This window comes from Ruegeria sp. CL7 (assembly GCF_056536445.1).
This window is the reverse complement of record NZ_JBQFPQ010000009.1, coordinates 109,547-128,625: the sequence shown is the minus strand read 5'-3', so window position 1 is coordinate 128,625 and position 19,079 is coordinate 109,547. Positions and strand designations below refer to the sequence as shown.

Here is a 19,079-nt window from a genome sequence, read left to right as displayed (position 1 = left end):
CTGCGGTCAGCGTGGTCTTGCCGTGGTCAACGTGGCCAATCGTGCCGATGTTGACGTGCGGTTTTGTACGCTCAAACTTTTCCTTTGCCATTCCTCAGGCGCCCTTTTGCGATTTGGGGGACCCTTGGTCCCGTGGTTACATCTGCGCGCGCGAGATATTTGGTTCAAAGGGGAAAATCAAGCACATCCTGAGGGAAAAGCGCTTATCCTGCCGGATTTTGCGTGACCTCGACAGATTCCAACGGCTGGATAAGGTCCGGCCGTTTGTCGAACCAGCCATTTTCCTTGTGCTCTTCAGCCAGCCATTCCTCGACCCGGTCGGCTATCTTGAGGGCCAGACCGCTCATCTGTTCTTCTTTTGTGCGCTCATGCCCCGATCCTTTGAGGGCACTTCCGCCGGTGGTGTCTTCCAGCACCTGGAATTGCTTACCCTTGGCCAGAAACTCTTTTTTCTTCACGTCATAGACGTTGACCAACACAATCGCAGTGCTTTTGGGGTTGTAGATCACAGGGATCCCCGGCGGGGCCAGCATGTAACCTTCAAGGCTGATGCCAAGGTCATATTCCTGTGAGCCTTCGTAACGCCCCAAACGAATATCAACCGCGTTCTGGATCGCTTTTGTCCATTCGTCAGGTGTGGCGTCCCGCGATACAGGTCCCTGAACGGCCTTGTCCGCAAAGGCATAATTCACACGAAGCTTGAATTCTCCGAGGGATTCAGGCGGCTCATACACCTGTGTCTGTGTGCAAGCGGCCATCAGGGCCAGTCCGGTGATCAGCGTCAGAATGCGCAACATGTGTCGTCTCGATAGGCCTGTTTTTGTTGATCTAGCGCACCGATACGGGTTGTGCAAAGCCGTATCGGCGGAAATTCACCCGCGCAGCAGCGCGATCACGAAAACTTATAGTCGCGCGGGAAGCCATAGGGCGGTTTTTTCCCGACACTGGCGCGTTTTGCCAGCCATTGCGTCATATCCGCCTCATGTCGGGTCTTGTCGCCGCCCATGGACCATTTGAGACCGTCTTCCCAGTTGAACGTCGTGATGTCGGACAAGCCCCCATCCAGCTCAAGCGTTCCCTGACGGCCCCGCGCCATATTGTATTTCTGCAAACGCACGCCCTTGCCGCGACCCATCTCTGGCAGTTCTTCCGTGGGGAAGACCAGGAATTTGCCGTTTTGGGACACGACAGCGACATGATCGCCTTCCACAGGCTTACAGATCATGGCCGTCTCATCACCCTTGACGTTCAGCACTTGTTTGCCGTTGCGCGTCTGCGCCAGCACGTCATCTTCCGGCACCATAAAGCCGTTGCCCGCGTCCGAGGCCACCAGCAGCTTGCGCCCCGGCTTGTGGATCAGAATGTCGATGATCTGCGCCTCGTTGGGCAGATCCACCATCAGGCGCAAGGGCTCGCCCATGCCGCGCCCGCCGGGCAGGTTGGCTGCGCTGACGGTATAGAATCGGCCATTCGAGGCAAAGACCAGCAACCGGTCGGTCGTTTCCGCGTGGAAGATGAAACGCGGGCCGTCGCCGTCCTTGAACTTCAACTCTCGCTTCAGGTCGATATGGCCGGTCATGGCGCGAATCCAGCCCATCTGCGAGCAGACGACCGTGATCGGCTCTTTGTCGATCATCGCCTCAAGCGGAACTTCCTCGACCTGCCCCGCCTCGGCAAACCGGGTGCGGCGCGCACCGCCTTCATAATCTTTGCCAAAGGTCTTTTTCGTCTCTTTCAATTGCTCGGCAATCTTGGCCCATTGCAGGGCGGGGTCGGCCAGCAGATCTTCGAGATTGGCGCGTTCTTCCATCAGCGCGTCGCGTTCGTGAACCAGCTCCATCTCTTCCAGACGGCGCAAGGAGCGCAGGCGCATATTGAGGATGGCGTCGACCTGAACTTCCGACAGCTCGCCCTCGCCCGGCTTAGGCGTGACGTAGTCAGATTCGTCGGTGGCGCGAACGTGGTCGATGCCCCAATCCTCGCGCATCAGCGCGGCCTTGGGGTCGTCGTCATAACGGATGATGTCGATCACACGGTCGAGGTTCAGGAAGGCGACGATAAAGCCTTCGAGCACTTCCAACCGGTGGTCGATCTTGGCCATGCGGTGACGCGAGCGGCGCAGCAGCACCTCTTGCCGGTGATCAAGGAAGGCTCGCAACACTTCCTTCATCGAACAGACCTTGGGCGTCACCCCATCGATCAGCACGTTCATGTTCAGGCTGAACCGCACCTCGAGGTCCGAGTTGCGGTATAACATGCCCATCAGCACCTCGGGGTCCACGTTCTTGGAGCGTGGCTCGAGGATCAGACGGATATCGTCGGCGGATTCGTCGCGCACATCTGCGAGGATCGGGATTTTCTTGGTCTGGATCAGTTCCGCGATCTTTTCGATCAGCTTGGATTTCTGAACCTGATAGGGAATCTCGGTGACCACGATCTGCCACTGGCCACGGCCCAGATCCTCGACCTCGAACTTGCAGCGCAGTCGGAACGAGCCGCGCCCGGTGCGATAGGCTTGCGCGATGTTCTCGGGCGGTTCGACGATCACGCCACCGGTCGGAAAATCCGGGCCGGGGACATAGTTCAGCAACGTGTCGTCCCGCGCGTCCGGTGTTTTGATCAGGTGCAGGCAGGCGTCGCAAAGCTCCGAGATGTTGTGCGGCGGGATGTTCGTGGCCATGCCGACGGCGATACCGCTGGCGCCGTTGGCCAAAAGATTCGGAAACTGCGCAGGCAGCACCACAGGTTCGGTCAGCGTGCCATCATAGTTGTCGCGGAAATCCACGGCGTCTTCGTTCAGACCTTCCAGCAGCGCCTCGGCCACGATGGTCATCCGCGCCTCGGTATATCGCGAGGCCGCCGGATTGTCGCCGTCGATATTCCCGAAATTCCCCTGCCCGTCGACCAGCGGGTAACGCACGTTGAAGTCCTGCGCCAGTCGCGCCATTGCGTCGTAAATCGCGGCGTCGCCATGCGGGTGGTAATTACCCATCACGTCGCCGGAAATCTTGGCGGATTTGCGAAAACCTCCGGTTGCGCTGAGTCGCAGCTCTCTCATCGCAAAGAGGATTCGCCGGTGCACCGGCTTCAATCCGTCCCGCGCGTCCGGCAGGGCGCGGTGCATGATTGTGGACAGCGCATAGGTCAGGTAACGCTCGCCTATCGCGCGGCGCAGCGGTTCTGCAACCTCACCCCCGTGGTCGGAGGCCTCCATGTTGGGGTCGTCGATCGTATCGTTCATATATGATGTGATACGACGCAAGAACGCCTTGGTAAAGCAAGCAACGCGTATTTTACTGGGGACAAGTCGGGCTTTTTGCAACAGGGGGAGGCAAGTCGGTGTTTTCCCCGAATTTTCGACTCTGCCCTTCTATTATGCTACCATTCCAACAATTGAATGATTGCTGCCTTTTTTGTTGTTACGATTGAATTGGGGGATGCGCCATGACGCGCCTTGTACTTGTTACTTTCGCCGCACTCGGCTGGGCTTTTTACGTGATGAGCGGAGGTCCGGACTTTGAGCCGCGCGGGGTCCGCACAGCGGAGCCCGAGCGTGTTGCCATTGTCCCGAAACCTTCAAGACCAGCTATCGAACCCGCGCCCGCGGAAACGTTGGTCGTGCGCGCCGCGGTGAAGCCTCCGGCGCCGGTCGCACCGGTCACTGAACCTGTCGCCGAATTGGACGAAGCAGAAACCAAAGCGCTGTTGTCGCAAGTCGCGGCTGGTCTGAAGGCAAACCCCTCACTGTTCGCTGACGAAAACGTCACTCTGACCCTTGCGTCGCTGGAACAGGGTCTGGCCTCCCTCGAACAAGTCACCACCGACGCCGAGCTGCCAACGGTCGAACTGCCCGCCCCTGTTGAAGCCGCCAAGGATATCCGTGAAATTTCGGGAACCCGCGTGAACCTGCGCGATGGGCCGGGGACGATCTATCCGATCATCGGCAAAGCCAGGATCGGCCAGCAGGTTGAGGTATTTGGGGATTCAGGTACCGGCTGGTTGCGCCTGCGCGTGTTGCCGGGGCAACAGGTTGGGTGGGTTTCGGCATCACTCGTCCGGAAAACAACGAACTGACATCGAAGTGTCATTGCCCTGCCGCAAACCCCGCCATAGCTATGGGCGGGGATTAGGCTCGGAAGGCATATGCAGAAATCGATTCTTATCACGGGATGCTCGTCAGGCATCGGTCTGGACGCAGCACACGGGATGCGTGCACGAGGCTGGCGCGTTTTTGCATCCTGCCGCCAGCAACGCGACTGTGATCGCCTACGCGCACAAGGCTTTGAAAGCCCCAGAATCGATTACACTGATGCAGAGAGCATTACATTGGGTTTGTCCCACGTTCTCGAGGCTACAGGCGGCTCTCTGGATGCCCTTTTCAACAATGGCGCACATGGCTTGCCCGGCGCGGTTGAGGATGTTCCGACGGATGGCCTGCGCCATATATTTGAGACCAATGTCTTTGGCTGGCACGAGCTGACCCGACAGGTCATTCCCGTCATGCGGGAACAGGGTCATGGCCGGATTGTGCAGTGTTCCTCGGTTCTGGGTCTTGTCGCCTTCCCGTGGCGCGGCGCATATGTCGCCACGAAATACGCGATCGAAGGGCTGACCGACACGCTGCGGCTGGAACTTCGGGATACCGACATCCACGTCGCCCTGATCGAACCCGGCCCCATCACCTCAAAACTCCGGGAAAAGGCGATCCCATTGTTCGAGAAATACATCGACTGGGAAAACTCGGCCATTCGGGAGAAGTATGAAGGCTCACTGCTTAATCGCCTTTATGACAGCAGTGGGCCAGACCGATTTGAACTGCCCGCCTCTGCCGTCACGGACAAGCTGGCCCATGCGGTCGAGGCCCGACGCCCCAAACCACGTTACTATGTGACCACTCCGACATATATCGCCGGGATACTGCGCCGCATTCTGCCTACAAACGCCTCTGATCGAATCCTTTCGGATATCTGAGACGATATTTCCCGTTCGCTTTTCGACGCCCTGACGCTAGATGGGTGGTAATCGAAAAAAACCGGACGGTGACTTCAAATGGACCTTGTGATGGTCATTCTGCTTCTGGCTATGGCGGCAGTTGTCGTAGTGCTGGCCTTAGGCATCGCGAATTTCGGCAAAGGCGGCATGGAAGCGGCCAAGAAAAGCAACAAGATGATGCGCCTGCGCATTCTCTTTCAGTTCATCGCCGTGTTGCTGATCGTGCTTTTCGTGTATCTGCGCGGACAGGGAGTTCAATAAATGGTCGTACTCAACAAAATCTACACACGCACTGGCGATGACGGGAAAACCGCCCTGGGCAACGGAGAGCGCGTGGCAAAATATTCGGGCCGCGTTGCAGCCTATGGCACCGTGGACGAACTGAACGCTTTTGTCGGCGTGGCACGGACCGAGGCCGAAGGTGATGTCGAAACCGCGCTGTCGCGCATTCAAAATGACCTGTTCGATCTGGGTGCCGACTTCTGTCGCCCCGACATGGAAAAAGACGCCGAGGCCGATTATCCCCCCCTACGCATCGTGCCTGCCCAGATCGACCGGCTGGAAGCCGAGATCGACGCAATGAACGAGACGCTGGAACCTCTGCGCAGTTTCATCCTGCCCGGTGGCTCGCGCTTGGCAGCACATCTGCATGTCTGCCGGACCGTTTCGCGCCGGGCGGAACGGCTTGCGGTCGAGCTGACGAATATGGAGCCCGTCAACGACGTGGCGGTCAAATACCTCAACCGTCTCAGCGACTGGTTCTTTGTTGCAGCACGCTGCGCAAACGCAAACGGCAAAGACGACGTGTTGTGGGTTCCGGGCGCGAACCGCTGATCGCGAAATACAGAGTCGCGGGTAATATTCTTTCGCCACTTGGCAAAAAAATTGCAAAACGCGACGTCCCGACGCCATGACGTGACGATTTTGCTCTGTTGTGCCACTGCGGCAGGCGCTATCTAGTCGGTCGAGAGCATTGGTGGAGTCGCCTGCGCGGCTTACCGTTTTTTTGAGGAGAAAGCGCTACAATGAAGGTACTGGTGCCTGTCAAACGCGTGATTGACTACAATGTGAAGGTCCGCGTGAAAGCGGACGGTAGCGGTGTTGATCTCGCCAATGTCAAAATGTCGATGAACCCGTTCGACGAGATTGCGGTGGAAGAAGCTATCCGCCTGAAAGAAGCCGGCAAGGCCGACGAGGTCGTTGCTGTTTCGATCGGCGTGAAGCAGGCGCAGGAGACGCTGCGCACGGCGCTGGCCATGGGGGCTGACCGCGCAATCCTGGTTGTGGCGACTGACGATGTACACACCGATATCGAGCCTCTGGCCGTTGCCAAGATCCTGGCCAAAGTGGTCGAAGAAGAGCAGCCCGGCATTGTTCTGGCAGGCAAGCAGGCGATCGACAACGACATGAACGCCACCGGCCAGATGCTGTCGGCGCTGTTGGGCTGGTCCCAGGGCACCTTCGCGTCCGAGCTGGACATCGAAGGCGACACCGCCAAGGTCACCCGCGAGGTCGATGGCGGCCTACAGACCATCAGCGTCAAGATGCCCGCCATCATCACCGTCGACCTGCGTCTGAACGAGCCGCGCTATGCCTCGCTGCCCAACATCATGAAGGCGAAGAAAAAGCCGCTGGACGAGAAAACCGCCGCCGATTACGGCGTCGACGTCACCCCGCGTCTGGAAATCGTCAAGACCGAAGAGCCGCCGGCGCGCGCGGCGGGCATCATCGTGGGCTCGGTTGACGAGCTGGTCGAGAAACTCAAAGAAGCGGGGGCTGTGTAATGGCTGTACTTCTGCTTGCCGAAGTGAACAACGGCGAATTGGCGATGGATGCGACCGCAAAGGCCGTGACCGCCGCGAAAGTGCTGGGCGACGTGACCGTTCTGGCCGCTGGTGGGTCTGCCGCTGCTGCCGGTGAGGCCGCCGCCAAGATCGACGGCGTATCCAAGGTTCTGGTCGCCGAAGACGCATCGCTGGGCCACCGCCTGGCGGAATCGACCGCAGCACTGATCGTGGGCCTGGCCGATGGGTATGAGCACATCGTCGCCCCTGCCACCACCGACGCCAAGAACGTGATGCCGCGCGTTGCAGCGCTGCTGGACGTGATGGTGATCTCGGATGCCTCGGGCGTGGTCGATGGCTCTACGTTTGAGCGCCCAATCTATGCGGGCAACGCGATCCAGACCGTGAAGTCGAACGACGCCAAGAAGGTCGTCACCATCCGGACCGCCAGCTTTGACGCTGCCGGCGAAGGTGGTTCGGCCGCGGTCGAGACCGTGTCGGTCGGCGAGAACCCCGGCCTGTCGTCCTGGGTTGAGGACAAGGTTGCCGAAAGCGACCGTCCAGAGCTGACCTCGGCCGGCGTTGTTGTTTCGGGCGGCCGCGGTGTCGGCTCGGAAGAAGACTTCAAACTGATCGAAACCCTGGCTGACAAGCTGGGCGCTGCGGTTGGTGCGTCGCGTGCGGCCGTTGACTCGGGCTATGCGCCGAACGACTGGCAGGTGGGTCAGACCGGCAAGGTTGTTGCCCCAGATCTGTATGTCGCCGTCGGTATTTCGGGCGCGATCCAGCATCTGGCCGGCATGAAGGACTCGAAGGTCATCGTGGCGATCAACAAGGACGAAGAGGCGCCGATCTTCCAGGTCGCCGATTTCGGCCTGGTCGCAGACCTGTTCCAGGCGGTACCGGAACTGACCGAAAAGCTCGGCTGAACCGGATATCCGGATTGATCTGTAAAGGCCCTCCAACAGGCGGGCCTTTTTCAGTTCAGGTTCCGCAAGGCGATTAGCAGGTTTTCGGCAATTTCTCGATGCGCGGACGGGCCGATCATATGTTCCGCAATTGGCTGCTGAAGCGTTCCGAACATTACGTCTTCGAGAGCATCCGATCGCGCGGATACAGCGACCGAAACCTCGACGACATCTGCGCATAGCGGGCGTAGCTCTTCGATCATGGCGGCGTCGGGCACGATATGGTCGACATGCGATCCGGTTTGCCGCTGCACATGCAGCCAAAGCAGAACCACGCCGGGTTCGATCCGTTCTATCAAGTCCCCGGTGGCGCGTATCCAGACCTCTCGCAGCTCCTGCGTTACGACTTCGAATCGTGCGTCTTCTGTTGCGCTCAGCTGCTCCAACAAATGGCGCACAAAATGGATTTCCGTGAAGTCAACATCCGGGTACAGCCCCAGCAAGTCTGCGGTGGGTTCAAGGAACCGATCGTTGCGGCGCGGGTGCACGCGGTAAAACCGGTTCGATTGACGCAGAAGATCGGGCACCTGCAACACGCACAGGTCTGACTGATTGACCAGATTCAGCACCCCCGGATCAGTGGACAACGCTTCGATTCCGCAAAACAGGCTGCCGAAGTTTACGCATGGCTTTCCCAATCGCTTCTCAAGCACGGCAGGAAACGGGTAATCGACGAATCTGCCGAAAGTTTCCTCTCCTCCCAGACAGGCCACATAGGGCTGGTTCAACGTGCCGGGTGGACCCCGGAACCAAAGTTTCGAGTTGGCATATTGGCAGGCGGACTCCCCGCCGCTGTTTGTCTGATGAAAGCTCATATCAAGCCCCCGTTTTCTCACCCGGTGCCATCTTGCGGCCTTAGGTATTGAGATTTTCCTAATGCGCGCATTTGAAGCGAAATTGACCGCCTTGATCCTCTTGCCGCCTGCCCCGGTCTGCCGATACTGTCGCGGTATCCTACAGGGCAAAGGCAGCTGAACATGGAAGTTAAATCGGTCGGGGTGATTGGCGCGGGGCAAATGGGCAACGGCATTGCCCATGTTATGGCGTTGGCGGGATACGACGTCTTGCTGAACGATGTCAGCCAGGATGCTCTGGACAACGCCATTGCCACAATCGGAGGTAACCTGGCGCGGCAGGCGTCGCGTGGCAAAATCACCGAAGAGGCGATGAAGGCTGCACTGAAACGGATTACGACCACGCTTGAGTTGCCGAAACTGGGCCAAACCGATCTGGTTATCGAGGCAGCAACCGAGCGGGAAACGATCAAGCAGGCGATTTTCGAGGACCTGCAACCGCACCTGCTGCCGCATACGATTCTGACGTCAAATACATCCTCGATTTCCATCACCCGCCTGGCAAGCCGCACGGATCGGCCCGAACGGTTCATGGGTTTTCATTTCATGAACCCTGTCCCTGTAATGCAGCTGGTGGAATTGATCCGCGGCATCGCCACGGATGAAGAAACTTTCAAGGCCTGCAAAGCGGTGGTGGATCGGTTGGGCAAAACGGCGGCCAGCGCCGAGGACTTTCCGGCCTTTATCGTGAACCGGATCCTGATGCCCATGATCAACGAGGCTGTCTACACACTCTATGAAGGTGTGGGGAACGTTCAATCCATCGACCAGTCCATGAAACTTGGGGCGAATCATCCCATGGGCCCGCTGGAATTGGCGGACTTCATCGGGTTGGATACCTGTCTGGCGATCATGAACGTGTTGCATGACGGGTTGGCCGATACCAAATACCGCCCCTGCCCCCTGCTGACGAAATATGTCGAGGCCGGGTGGCTGGGGCGCAAGACCGAGCGCGGCTTTTATGATTACCGTGGTGAAGTTCCGGTACCGACACGCTGAAGGGGGCCAACCCCCTCGCCCGGGATATTTTTGGCCAGATGAAGACGCGGGTCAGGTCTGTTCCGACTTGCCCAGAGACATGGTGTGATTTCTGAGCCAGGCCATGAAACCGCGCGGGTCGCGTTCCAGCAGTTCCATGTCGCGGTCTGAAATCGGTTCGCCGATCACCGGCGACTGAGGTTTGTTGCAGGATCGGACGATCTCGTGCAGCAACAATCCCTGCCGGAGAATTGCAGAGACACGGTTGGCGATCTGATACCAGCGCGAATTGCTGCCCGGAAAGAAAATCGGCACCACACGCGCGCCTGAACGGCGGATCATCTTGGCGGTGAACACGTTCCATTCCCGCTCGATCGCAGGCCCGAACCAATCATCCGAGGACATCACAACACCGGATGGGAACAGCGCCACAACGCCGCCGTTTTTGAGATGTTCCATGGCTTTGCCGCGCATTTCCAGCATCTTGGCCTGCGCCTCGGGGTCATGTGGGAACGGAACCGGAATCATGAATGACGTGGCCGCTTCGTCCAGCCCTGTCAGGACCGAACGGGTCAGGATGCGGTAATCGCTGCGTACCCGGCCGATCAGTTCTGCCAAAATCATGCCATCGACCATACCGTGCGGGTGGTTCGCGACAACAACAACCGGGCCGGTCTTGGGAATGCGGTCAATCTGTTCCTGCGGTGTGGTCAGGTCGATTCCCATAGTCTTGAGGGCACCGCCCCAGAACCGCTGGCCGCGATAGTATTCGTTCTTTTTTTCGAACTTGTTGACCATGCGCAAAATGGTCAGCTTGCCTGTGCACCACTCGATGGCCCGAATGGCGGTCGCTGTCCAGGCATCGTCGAATGAATTCGCATAGGTCAGCGTTCTACGGTCGTAGATCTCACCCTGATCTGTGGTCCCATCCACCACCGGGTTTGTCTTGGTCTCGTGCGTCGTTTCCGCCAATTCCTGGTCTTCCCGTTCTTCCTGTCCCGGCGGGGTGGCTTAGAACCCCTCTCCGAACTTGTCGTTCACAAGCGTTTCCAGAGCTTCTGCCAATGCCTCAGCATCCGGCCCGGACGTCTCGACGTCAATAGTTGTTCCGCGCGATGCTGCCAACATCAAAAGGCCCATGATGCTGTCGCCCGATGCAGAAAGTCCGTCTTTTGACACCTCAGCATGTGCATCAAACCCCTCGACAACCTCAACCAGCTTTGCCGAGGCGCGTGCATGCAGGCCCTTTTCATTGATAATTTTCAGGCTTCGGCTCGTCATATTCAATAATCCGTTTTTAATCCAATGTCACATTCTGCGCATTGATGTACTTCCGTCCAGCCTCCATTGCCTGACGGACGGCATCACCAATGGGCAAGTGGCGACTTTTGGCCAATTTGATCAGCATCGGCAGGTTTGCCCCATACAGAATACGCCGATCCTGAGGCGCGCAGGCACGCAGGCTGAGATTCGAGGGGCTACCGCCAAAGAGGTCGGTGACAACAACGACACCATCTCCGGTGTCCACTTCGTCCGCGGCACGGCAGATTTCGGCCTGTTTTTCGTCCCGATCATGGTCAGCCTCGATCGCGACCGCCACGAGGCTGGCTTGTGGTCCGACCACGTGTTGTGTGGCGGCCAGGTATTCCTGAGCCAACCCACCATGTGCAACGATCACAATTCCGATCAATCCGACCTCACATTCAACGACCGACGTTCCATCTCGCGATGCCTAATTGCCACCTGCTGCCCGTCTTCCGCAAGGGCCTTTGCAACGGCCTCTGCCAAGGCAACTGATCTGTGCTGGCCCCCTGTGCACCCAAACGCCACGGAAAGATGCGCTTTGCCCTCGGCCCGAAAGGCCGGCAGCAACAGGGTCAGCAAGTCCAGCACACGTTCATAAAACGGTAAGTAGTTAGCGTCTGACTGCACATAGTGCGCAACGTCAGGGTTTCGACCATCCGCTGCGCGAAATTCCGGGCGCCAGTACGGATTCGCCAGAAATCTGCAATCGAACACCATGTCCAATCCACGCGGCAGACCGCGTTTGTAAGAAAAGGATTCGATGGAAACCGCCAGATGCCGCCCGCCTTGCGGGGCGAACCAGTTCTCGACCTCTTCCCGCAGCTGATGCACATTCAGAAGGCTGGTGTCGATCAGTGTATCCGCAATCTCACGTATCGGCGCCAGCAGCTCTTTTTCGCGCTGAACGCCGGTTTCCGGGCTGGCATTTTTGGCGACGGGATGCCGCCTTCGGGTTTCTGAAAACCTACGCACCAGAACATCATCACTGCAATCCAGGTACAGAACCGTCAGATCGACCTGCGCCAAACGGCCCAGCTTTTCAGCCAATTCTATGAAACCGATCGTCGAAAAATCACGGTTGCGGGCATCTATACCCAAAGCCATCGGACGGTCGCTGTCAGCACTGTCGAGCAAGCGCGACAAAAGACCCATCGGCAGATTGTCGATGGCTTCAAAGCCCAGATCTTCCAGCACATGAATGGCTGTGGATCTGCCTGCCCCAGAGGGCCCCGTGACAAGTACGATCCGTCTTTGCGATGTCATGTGTTCGGCCATTCCGGGTTTACGTGCCCATTTCCTAGAAGCTGCATCATCGCTACAGCCAAGTTGGGCACGCCCGCGCCCCTAAGCAAGGGAACAGTTTGCCTCAGCACGGAAACCGTCAAAGGGTCGGGCAGACGCTCGGGCTCAGGCTGATCCAGATCCACCACGTAATCCAGCGGAACCGGACCACTGGGTTCGGCTTTGATCAGGCCAATTTGGCGCGCCTCGATCAAACCGCGGATCTGCGATACGGCCGAAGCGATCACCCGATTCTGCTGCATCTCTAGATTGACTCGGTCATCGGCGACCAGTTTCGCGCCGAACGCCATCATTTGCAACGCCAGCCCGGACTTCCCTGTGCCGGACGCACCGATGATCAAAAGCCCGCGTCCGGCAACCGAAACGCAGGAGGCATGAACACAGGCGCTGTCCTGATCTTTCGCGAGTGACAACGAATCAATATGCATGGATTTAGACGGGCAACCCCACGACAAAGCGGGCACCCAGCGGATCCGATGTGATATCGGCCTCTGTCGGGCGGATGTTCTCAGCCCAGATCACCCCGCCATGCGCTTCGACAATCTGCTTGGAGATCGCCAAGCCGAGACCCGAGTTATTGCCGAAATGTTCCGCCGGACGCTGCGAGTAGAAACGCTTGAACACTTTGGTAAGCGCCTGTTCGGGAATCCCCGGGCCAGTGTCTTCGACAACCACCAGCACGCGGTTGTCCCGCTGCCGGACCCAAACGCGAATTGCGTCATTTTCCTCGCAGAACGAAATGGCGTTGGTGATCAGATTGACAAAGACCTGCGCAAGACGCGCTTCCAGCCCGTTGATCACAATTGGCTCAGAGGGCAGATCCGTAATGTAATCGATGCCCTTGGAGCGTGCATCTTCACCCAGATACTGGCCGAGATTGCCCAGCAGCTTAAGCAGGTCAAAGGGCTGCTCTTCTTCCTTGACCAGTTCCGCATCCAGACGCGACGCATTTGATATGTCGCTGACCAGCCGGTCCAGACGCCGTACGTCATGCTCGATCACGTCCAGCAGCTTGTCGCGCTGATCCTCGCGCTTGACCATCCGCAGCGTTCCCACGGCGGATTGCAGGCTGGCCAGCGGGTTTTTGATTTCATGGGCGACATCGGCGGCAAACTGTTCGTTTGCGTCGATCCGGTTGTAGAGCGCGGTCACCATACCCCGCAAAGCGCGGCTGAGACGTCCGATTTCATCAGGACGGGCGCTGAGGTCGGGAATGCGGATGCGCCCGGGATTGACACCCGTGCCCCGGTCTTTGCCCATCTCTGCCGCGGATGCCAGATCGGCCAGCGGGTTCGCAATGGTCGAGGCCAGGACAAGGCTGAGGCCCACGGAAACCAGCAGGGCCACGACAAACATCTGAAGAATGCGCTCCTGCTCGCGGCGGGCAAGCGCGTCGATTTCACCAGCCGGGCCGGTAATCGCCACCGCGCCGGCGGGTACATCCTGATAAAGAACTGGTGCCGCAGCCACGATGACCGTCTCACCCGCGCCATCTTGTACCGCCTGCACCTGGCTTTGACCGGCAATCGCTTGTGGAATAATGGTCTGAACACGCTGCGCCAACGTCGGTGCCTCGGTGTCAGTCGACCAGTTCAGCAGGTTTGACAAACCCGTCCAAACGGCATTCAGCGTGTCGCTGATCACCGTACTGCCGGTCTGCATCTCGGCCTCGGATTGCAGAAGAACCGGCATGTCAGAGGCTTGCGGGGCACCACGTGTCCAGCCGATCAGCGTGCCACTGGCGTCATAAACAAAAACCTCGCCCCCTTCGGGTAAGGTGAGGCCAGACAGGGTATCCTTGACGTCCAGGTTCCCGGCATTCTGCCCGGATTGCTGTGCGCCCTGACGCAACTGGGTTTCAAAAACGTTGCTGACAAGTTGCGCATCGCCCAGCAGATTGCGGGCGGTCTGCTGAACCTTCTCTTTTCGCGAGTCGTCCAGATACAACAACCCAGTGACCAGGATCACCAGAGCGATCAGATTGAACGTGATGATTTTGCGCGCCAGAGGAGAACCACGCAGCGAAAACAGGTTTCTCCGCGATCGCTTTTCCCTTAGCTCCGCTGACTCGGGGTCCTGGGGAATGACCCAGTCATCCCCAAGAACGACGTCACCGTCGCGCAATTCGCTGGCTTGTTCGGTGTCGCGCACGAGACCCCATTACCTCTTGCAGGCGGCCGCGCCTATTCTTCGTTGTAACGGTAACCGATACCATACAAGGTTTCGATCGCCGAGAACTCGGGATCAGCCGCGCGCATCTTTTTCCGCAGACGCTTTATGTGGCTGTCGATCGTCCGGTCATCCACATAGACCTGATCATCATAGGCGACATCCATCAGCTGGTCGCGGCTTTTGACGAATCCCGGACGTTGGGCCAGCGCCTGAAGCAGCAGGAACTCGGTCACGGTCAGGGACACATCATTACCTTTCCAGCTGACCGCATGGCGCAGCGGGTCCATCCGCAAGTCGCCGCGCTCCATGACTTTGGTGTCATTGCTGTTGGATGCGACCGCATCGCCGCTTGTCGCCTCTTGCCGGCGCAGCAAGGCCCGAATGCGTTCGACCAGCAGACGCTGCGAAAAAGGTTTCTTTACATAGTCATCCGCGCCCATGCGCAGGCCCAAAACCTCGTCGATCTCATCGTCTTTCGAGGTCAGAAAGATCACCGGCATCTGCGTCTTCTGACGCAGCCGTTGCAACAGATCCATGCCGTCCATCCGCGGCATCTTAATATCCAGAACAGCCATGTCCGGCAGTTTCTTGTTGAACGCATCCAACGCGGCCTGGCCATCATTATATGTTTCAACCTCGAAACCTTCGGCTTCGAGGGTCATGGATACAGACGTCAGAATGTTTCTATCGTCATCCACAAGTGCAATCTTTGACATCGGGCTCACCCCTATTCCTGCTCACTCGCGCAATAATTCGCTTATTTGTAAGGCATTGTTGGCGGTTTTAAGACGCCGAATCAATCCGTAACTGCGAATCATGCCTTTGTTGCGGCAGGTCTGCGGCAAATTTGCCTTTATGCCCGCAAAAATCTGCCCGCTTTTCCGACATTGAATTTCTGATGGCGCTAAACCCGGACTTGGTTGCGCTAACTGCGTCAAACCCGCCTGTTCATGCCATGAACGACCGTGATAAGACGCGCTCAGCCGCCGGTTTTCCCGGCTCACTGCCCCAAAGGCGCAACGGCCAACGACCTTCGCGCCGCCACAGGAGAAGACACACATGACATCTGGACGGGTTAACCCGCAATTCCGCCTCGAAGATCAGGGCATCGAGGGTCTGGGCAATGTCTATTACAACTTCATGGAACCGGCGCTGATCGAAGAGGCGCTGAAGCGCGGCGAAGGCACACTTGGCAATGGTGGAGCGTTCCTGGTTACCACAGGCAAGTTCACCGGCCGGTCGCCAAAGGACAAACACGTCGTCAAAACCGACACCGTTGCCGACACAATCTGGTGGGAAAACAATGCCGAAATGAGCCCCGAGGGCTTTGACGCGCTGTACGAAGACATGCTGGCTCACATGAAGGGCCGCGATTATTTCGTGCAGGACCTCGTCGGTGGTGCGGACCCGGCTTACGCAATCAATGTACGAATGGTTACCGAGCTGGCGTGGCACAACCTGTTCATCCGCCACCTTCTGCGTCGCCCGGACCGCGAAGATCTGGATGAGTTCACGGCCGATTTCACTGTCATCAACTGCCCCAGCTTTCAGGCCGACCCGGCAAAGCATGGCTGCCGCAGCGAGACTGTGATTGCGATGAACTTCGACCGCAAACTGATCCTGATCGGCGGCACTGAATATGCCGGTGAAAACAAGAAGTCCGTTTTCACCCTGCTGAACTACATGCTTCCTGAAAAAGGCGTGATGCCGATGCACTGCTCGGCCAACCATGCTGTTGGCAACCCGGTCGATACGGCCGTGTTCTTTGGCCTGTCCGGCACCGGAAAGACCACCTTGTCCGCAGATCCTTCGCGCATACTGATCGGGGATGACGAGCACGGCTGGTCCGATCGCGGCACCTTCAACTTCGAAGGCGGTTGCTATGCCAAGACCATTAACCTGAATGCCGAGGCAGAGCCTGAAATCTATGCCACCACTTCGAAGTTCGGAACCGTGATCGAAAATATGGTCTTCGACCTCGAAACCAAGGAACTGGATTTCGACGATGACTCGCTGACCGCCAACATGCGCTGCGCCTATCCGCTTGAATATATCTCGAACGCATCCAAAAGCGCACTGGGTGGTCACCCGAAGAATATCATCATGCTGACCTGCGACGCGTTTGGCGTTCTGCCTCCGATCGCGCGGCTGACGCCGGCACAGGCCATGTATCACTTCCTGTCGGGTTTCACGTCAAAAGTCGCCGGGACCGAACGCGGCATCACCGAGCCGCAGCCGACATTCTCGACCTGTTTCGGCGCGCCGTTCATGCCCCGTCGCCCTGAGGAATACGGCAACCTGCTGCGGGACAAGATCGCTCAGCACGGCGCGACCTGCTGGCTTGTGAACACCGGCTGGACCGGCGGCGCCTATGGCGTGGGCAGCCGGATGCCGATCCGCGCGACACGCGCCTTGCTGACCGCCGCTCTGGAAGGGTCCCTGCGCGACGCCGAGTTCCGCAAGGATGCCAATTTCGGCTTTGACGTTCCAGTCTCTGTCCCGGGGGTTGCCGAAGTTCTGCTGGACCCGCGCCGTACCTGGGACGATCAGGCAGCCTTTGACAAACAGGCCGAAAAACTGGTGCAGATGTTTGCCGAGAACTTTGAACAATATCTGCCCTTCATTGACGATGACATCAAAGCCGTCGCAATCGGATAAATCAGGAAAAGGGGCCACAGCGCCCCTTTTTTTACTACACTCACTGTGCTTCTCCCTAAGGTTGTTTGTCGCAAAAAGCACTTACAATTGCGTTGTTTCAAAATGAAATTTGCGCTAGCCCTGATAATCGCTGAGACGAAAAAACCCGGCACTTTTGCGCCGGGCACTGACTGAAATTAGATTGGGGGTCGCTCATGTGCGCACACTCACAACGCTGGATTGAGCAACCTAATCAGTCACCTAGTCTAAGTAAATGGGGATGAGTGTCAACACGAGACCTGCTGACTTGCGCGTCATTCAGCATGGCTCAAACAGTCGCAATTAGGCGGCAAATGACACGGCAAACGATAGGTAACATTATGACTGAGATCTCGAAACTCACCGAACTGCGCAAATTGATGCAAAGCATGGAGCGCACTTTAGGCCTGGAAAAACTATCTCCGGTTGAACGCGACATCTACTATGCCGCCGAAGAGCTTTCCAAGTCCGATCAGGAAGTGCGCACATTCGGCCTGATCGAGCACACGTTGGTTCAAAGTGTTTCGCGCCCAACATTCTTTCGCGCACTGAAGTCGCTGGTCGAAAAAGGCTATCTTTCTCAAAGCGGCAGCGCCAACCGGGGACGGTATATCGTTCATGCACCCAAATGATGCGATCCACCCGCGCAAGAGGCCGTGATTACTTTGCGCGGGTGGGCTACTGAAACGCTTCTGGCCTCATTGGCCTATGTGCTGGCGTCGTTCCTTACATTCGCCGTCCTCATGCCGTTGCAGAACGTGTTTTTCCCGGAATACCCAAGCAGGGCGAGCCTGTTGTTTCTGCCGCATGGCGTGCGGGTTCTGTCGGCGTGGCTGTTGGGGTGGCGCGCCGTTTTCGCATTGTTGCCCGGCGTGTTCATCGTTTTTGCCTATTTGGGTCAAACGGATGTGTTCCTGCCCAGCCGCCTGATGGCCATGGCGATTGCGGTTCTGACGGCCCCGATCGTGTTCTATCTTCTCAAGGCAATCGGGTGGGATCTGTTTCCCCGTCCGGATCGCAAACCCTGTTGGATATGTGTGATGGGCATCGGAATCGTAACGTCCTTCCTTGTCTCCGGGTTGACCAACCTGGCTTTTGGCAGCGCGACGGTGGAATATATCGCATTCCTGATCGGCGATATCTCGGGTTTGTTCTTTCTGATGCTGGGCCTGTATTTTGCTTTCCGGTTTGCCGACAAGCGCTCGGGCTGACGTGTTACCCCACCAAACCGCGTCGAAGCAGGTTCAGGCCCGCGATCAGCAATACCGACAAGGTCGCCTTGCGAAAGCTTGCCTGATCAATACGGTCCTGCAGCTTCATGCCGATCCACATCCCGGCCAGGGCCGGAACGATCAGGGCTGCCGAAAACTCAAGTGTTTCTGCATACAGAATGCCTGATCCAAGATGTGCGACCAGCAACAAAACCGCCCCCAAACCGTAGATTACGCCCTGAATTCGAATCTGTTCGGTCTTGGGGGTGTTCAGCGCTGTCAGATAGGCAACTGTCGGAGGCCCCCAAACTCCTGACATGCCGCCAACAAACCCCGCCACGCCACCTACCAGAGCCTCGACTGCGGTCGAGGGTTGGTTCAGCGCCATTCTGAACCCCAGAACCTGTAACAGCGCAAAAACTGACACAAAGCCGCCCATCAGAACCAGAAAGACAGACCCCGGGATCAATGCGACCAACTGTGCGCTCAACAGCAGAAGAAGACCGCCAACAACAAGGAAAACCCGAAAGCGCCGAATCGAGGCAAACGCGGCGACACGGCCACCGCGAAGGGCCTGCAGCCCATTGGTCACCAGCGTCGGCAGGATAAGTCCCGCCAGGGTCAGATCCGGCGGCAGAAATGAATTCAACCCTGATACCAAAATCATGGGCATCGCGAAACCAACCATGCCCTTGACCCACCCAGAGGCAAACGCGATTGCCATGGCCAACAACAGTTCCTGCGGGGAAAGAATGGAAAACACGGTCATGCCCCCTAGATATCATCTGGATTTTCTTCTGCATTGCAAAAATGGTGGGGTAATTTTTGAACTTTTTC

The 19,079-nt window shown here is 57.8% G+C and carries 22 protein-coding genes; 10 read left to right on the top strand and 12 right to left on the bottom strand.

The features are described from left to right. The 3 genes from ACR0LI_RS18235 to parC all read right to left on the bottom strand — a co-directional run. On the bottom strand, positions 1-91 hold a 91-nt coding region (locus ACR0LI_RS18235; protein WP_215675807.1), incomplete at its 3' end, for a GTP-binding protein. 112 nt (positions 92-203) lie between these two features. Further along, positions 204-797 carry a hypothetical protein gene (locus tag ACR0LI_RS18230; protein ID WP_171637519.1) on the bottom strand — a complete coding sequence of 198 codons (594 nt, stop codon included), beginning with the start codon at positions 795-797 and terminating at the stop codon, positions 204-206. A 95-nt stretch (positions 798-892) separates the two neighbouring features. Beyond that, entirely contained in the window at positions 893-3,241 is a 2,349-nt protein-coding gene (parC, locus tag ACR0LI_RS18225; protein ID WP_480718979.1) for a DNA topoisomerase IV subunit A, read from the bottom strand. Between the two features lie 203 nt (positions 3,242-3,444). Between parC and ACR0LI_RS18220 the strand changes: the two genes are divergently transcribed. The 6 genes from ACR0LI_RS18220 (at position 3,445) to ACR0LI_RS18195 (ending at position 7,705) form a co-directional block, all read left to right on the top strand. Beyond that, positions 3,445-4,074, top strand: a complete 630-nt coding sequence (locus tag ACR0LI_RS18220) for an SH3 domain-containing protein (RefSeq protein ID WP_245218198.1) — start codon at positions 3,445-3,447, stop codon at positions 4,072-4,074. A gap of 69 nt (positions 4,075-4,143) precedes the next feature. Continuing rightward, the gene (locus ACR0LI_RS18215; protein WP_480718978.1) at positions 4,144-4,971 is read left to right on the top strand and encodes an SDR family NAD(P)-dependent oxidoreductase; all 828 of its coding nucleotides are present in this window, start codon (positions 4,144-4,146) and stop codon (positions 4,969-4,971) included. A 78-nt stretch (positions 4,972-5,049) separates the two neighbouring features. Further along, positions 5,050-5,253 carry a twin transmembrane helix small protein gene (locus tag ACR0LI_RS18210; RefSeq protein WP_152457110.1) on the top strand — a complete coding sequence of 68 codons (204 nt, stop codon included), beginning with the start codon at positions 5,050-5,052 and terminating at the stop codon, positions 5,251-5,253. Next, positions 5,254-5,826, top strand: a complete 573-nt coding sequence (locus ACR0LI_RS18205) for a cob(I)yrinic acid a,c-diamide adenosyltransferase (protein ID WP_152457109.1) — start codon at positions 5,254-5,256, stop codon at positions 5,824-5,826. A gap of 191 nt (positions 5,827-6,017) precedes the next feature. Continuing rightward, positions 6,018-6,776, top strand: a complete 759-nt coding sequence (locus ACR0LI_RS18200) for an electron transfer flavoprotein subunit beta/FixA family protein (protein ID WP_171637528.1) — start codon at positions 6,018-6,020, stop codon at positions 6,774-6,776. Continuing rightward, complete coding sequence (locus ACR0LI_RS18195) at positions 6,776-7,705, top strand: electron transfer flavoprotein subunit alpha/FixB family protein (RefSeq protein ID WP_210093766.1); 930 nt, start codon at positions 6,776-6,778, stop codon at positions 7,703-7,705. Before ACR0LI_RS18200 ends, ACR0LI_RS18195 begins: the two co-directional genes overlap by 1 nt. A gap of 50 nt (positions 7,706-7,755) precedes the next feature. Here the strand turns inward: ACR0LI_RS18195 and ACR0LI_RS18190 are convergent, their stop codons facing one another. Next, positions 7,756-8,559 (bottom strand): DUF6473 family protein, encoded by an 804-nt coding sequence (locus ACR0LI_RS18190; RefSeq protein ID WP_480718977.1) that lies wholly within the window; start codon positions 8,557-8,559, stop codon positions 7,756-7,758. 162 nt (positions 8,560-8,721) lie between these two features. Here ACR0LI_RS18190 and ACR0LI_RS18185 point away from each other — a divergent pair, with 162 nt between their 5' ends. Beyond that, on the top strand, positions 8,722-9,597 hold the full coding sequence (locus tag ACR0LI_RS18185) for a 3-hydroxybutyryl-CoA dehydrogenase (RefSeq protein ID WP_480718976.1): 876 nt from the start codon (positions 8,722-8,724) through the stop codon (positions 9,595-9,597). A gap of 51 nt (positions 9,598-9,648) precedes the next feature. Here the strand turns inward: ACR0LI_RS18185 and ACR0LI_RS18180 are convergent, their stop codons facing one another. Genes ACR0LI_RS18180 through ACR0LI_RS18150 form a run of 7 tightly spaced genes read right to left on the bottom strand, consistent with a single transcriptional unit; the run spans position 9,649 to position 15,071 of the window. Then, positions 9,649-10,548, bottom strand: coding sequence for a lysophospholipid acyltransferase family protein (locus ACR0LI_RS18180; protein WP_171637533.1), 900 nt, complete (start codon positions 10,546-10,548; stop codon positions 9,649-9,651). A 39-nt stretch (positions 10,549-10,587) separates the two neighbouring features. Further along, positions 10,588-10,857, bottom strand: coding sequence for an HPr family phosphocarrier protein (locus tag ACR0LI_RS18175; protein WP_152457104.1), 270 nt, complete (start codon positions 10,855-10,857; stop codon positions 10,588-10,590). 16 nt (positions 10,858-10,873) lie between these two features. After that, positions 10,874-11,266 (bottom strand): PTS sugar transporter subunit IIA, encoded by a 393-nt coding sequence (locus ACR0LI_RS18170; protein ID WP_152457103.1) that lies wholly within the window; start codon positions 11,264-11,266, stop codon positions 10,874-10,876. Next, positions 11,263-12,144, bottom strand: a complete 882-nt coding sequence (rapZ, locus tag ACR0LI_RS18165; RefSeq protein ID WP_480492388.1) for an RNase adapter RapZ — start codon at positions 12,142-12,144, stop codon at positions 11,263-11,265. Before rapZ ends, ACR0LI_RS18170 begins: the two co-directional genes overlap by 4 nt. Next, the gene (locus tag ACR0LI_RS18160) at positions 12,141-12,596 is read right to left on the bottom strand and encodes an HPr kinase/phosphorylase (protein ID WP_480492386.1); all 456 of its coding nucleotides are present in this window, start codon (positions 12,594-12,596) and stop codon (positions 12,141-12,143) included. The genes rapZ and ACR0LI_RS18160 overlap by 4 nt, the downstream gene beginning before the upstream one ends. Positions 12,597-12,615: 19 nt before the next feature. Beyond that, positions 12,616-14,334, bottom strand: coding sequence for an ATP-binding protein (locus ACR0LI_RS18155; protein ID WP_171724862.1), 1,719 nt, complete (start codon positions 14,332-14,334; stop codon positions 12,616-12,618). A 32-nt stretch (positions 14,335-14,366) separates the two neighbouring features. Next, the gene (locus ACR0LI_RS18150; RefSeq protein ID WP_171169148.1) at positions 14,367-15,071 is read right to left on the bottom strand and encodes a response regulator transcription factor; all 705 of its coding nucleotides are present in this window, start codon (positions 15,069-15,071) and stop codon (positions 14,367-14,369) included. A 343-nt stretch (positions 15,072-15,414) separates the two neighbouring features. Here ACR0LI_RS18150 and ACR0LI_RS18145 point away from each other — a divergent pair, with 343 nt between their 5' ends. The 3 genes from ACR0LI_RS18145 (at position 15,415) to ACR0LI_RS18135 (ending at position 18,242) form a co-directional block, all read left to right on the top strand. Next, a complete protein-coding gene (locus ACR0LI_RS18145) occupies positions 15,415-17,013 on the top strand; it encodes a phosphoenolpyruvate carboxykinase (RefSeq protein WP_480718975.1) in 1,599 nt (532 codons plus the stop codon). Between the two features lie 359 nt (positions 17,014-17,372). Beyond that, positions 17,373-17,663 (top strand): hypothetical protein, encoded by a 291-nt coding sequence (locus ACR0LI_RS18140; protein ID WP_152457096.1) that lies wholly within the window; start codon positions 17,373-17,375, stop codon positions 17,661-17,663. 24 nt (positions 17,664-17,687) lie between these two features. Continuing rightward, entirely contained in the window at positions 17,688-18,242 is a 555-nt protein-coding gene (locus tag ACR0LI_RS18135; protein WP_348539545.1) for a hypothetical protein, read from the top strand. Positions 18,243-18,246: 4 nt separating this feature from the next. On the opposite strand, the gene ACR0LI_RS18130 is transcribed toward ACR0LI_RS18135, so the two are convergent. After that, on the bottom strand, positions 18,247-19,011 hold the full coding sequence (locus tag ACR0LI_RS18130; protein ID WP_480718974.1) for a TSUP family transporter: 765 nt from the start codon (positions 19,009-19,011) through the stop codon (positions 18,247-18,249). Positions 19,012-19,079 lie beyond the last annotated feature (68 nt).